3 protein-coding genes are annotated in these 1,382 nt (G+C 33.9%); 1 reads left to right on the top strand and 2 read right to left on the bottom strand.

Annotation, left to right across the window (positions count from 1 at the left end; genetic code table 11):
* Positions 1–213: DivIVA domain-containing protein (locus tag BN1206_RS05375; RefSeq protein WP_156172736.1), on the bottom strand; the 213-nt coding region annotated here is incomplete at its 3' end.
* Between the two features lie 89 nt (positions 214–302).
* On the bottom strand, positions 303–872 hold the full coding sequence (locus tag BN1206_RS05380; protein WP_013438042.1) for an SLOG family protein: 570 nt from the start codon (positions 870–872) through the stop codon (positions 303–305).
* A gap of 69 nt (positions 873–941) precedes the next feature.
* On the opposite strand from BN1206_RS05380, the gene recU reads away from it, so the two are divergent.
* Positions 942–1,382, top strand: a 441-nt coding sequence (gene recU, locus BN1206_RS05385) for a Holliday junction resolvase RecU (protein WP_052543028.1), incomplete at its 3' end; no start/stop codon positions are given.

Genomic DNA, 1,382 nt, shown 5'->3' on the forward strand with positions numbered 1-1,382 from the left:
CTTTTCTTTTTGCTTTTCATCCATCAATTGACGTTGAAGCGTACCAATTTGACCGTACAAATCTTCAATCAATTGTTGGAATGTTTCATAATCTGAAATTACTTGATCCAGATATGCATCAACTTCGTCTGGATCATAACCTTTTACTTTACTTCTAAATTGTTTCTTTAATATATCTTGTGCAGATAGTTTTATATCATTTAAATTTGCCATCTTACTGACAACTCCTTTACATTCATTTTTATTTTAGCAAAAAGATAGGCCACTTAAAACAAATATACCGGCTTTAATAAAACTTTTAATTATTCGGAGAAATTAGAACTTTGATGGTTTTCCTGATATTCTTCAGCCACATCTTGTAAATCATAAAAATCAATTAAATTTAGGGGATATTCTTTGGTTTCTTGATACTTTTGGATTAAATTATAATCATATTTTGGCTTACCGGGATGCTCTGGATCATAGATCATCATAGCTCGGTCGGTATGCTGAACCATAAAATTTTGATAGTTGCGCAATTGTACGGGACTTTGATACGGCGTATTTGAAGTTGAAGCAAAGAAATCAACTTTTTCTTTTAAATTAATGTATTTTGCCTGATTAGTCTCGTTCCAGCGATTAGCAAATTCCTCATAGGGAATCATAATCGACGTTCTAACCGGATATTTTTCTCCTAATTCTAATCCAACTTCGGCAGCCCATTGTTCTACTCCCAAATTGGCACCTGTAATAATCCAATCTAATTGTCCTTCTTCGATTAAACTAACAAAGTAATTCTTTAGGGCATATTTTATTACAGTGATTTTCGGATCCCTATCACCAAAAACATTCAATTCATAGGAACGATATCCAGTTACCCATAAACGCTGCATTATTGTAAACGCCCCCTAATATTCAAAAATCCAGTCTTTATTGCTATAATGCTAACAGGAGTGAGGTTAATGGTCAAATATCCAAGCGGTAGTTTAGCCGCATTTAGAAAACCAGTAACAAAAAAAGAAGAACATGCTACTGTTCATCGATCATACAAACACAGAAAGGGAGTTAATTTTTCTGACCGTGGTATGACCTTGGAGCAACAAATAAACGAATCTAATAAATACTATTTAATGGGAGAAATAGCAGTTGTTCATAAGAAGCCAACACCGATTCAAATTGTAAAGGTTGACTATCCTAAACGTTCAAAGGCAGTAATCAGAGAAGCTTATTTTAGACAGGCTTCAACGACTGACTATAATGGCGTGTACAAAGGCTATTATCTTGATTTTGAAGCTAAGGAAACAAGAAATAAAACAAACTTTCCATTAAAGAACTTCCATGATCACCAGATCTTCCATTTGGACGAATGTTTGAAGCAGCAAGGAATTTGCTTTATCTTGCGA

This window comes from Lactobacillus sp. OTU4228 (assembly GCF_001006945.1).
Taxonomy (GTDB): Bacteria; Bacillota; Bacilli; order Lactobacillales; family Lactobacillaceae; genus Lactobacillus; species Lactobacillus amylovorus.

Bases quoted from the DNA above. Each gene is read 5' to 3' on its own strand.
- BN1206_RS05380 (WP_013438042.1), bottom strand. From the start codon at position 872: ATGCAGCGTTTATGGGTAACTGGATATCGTTCCTATGAATTGAATGTT.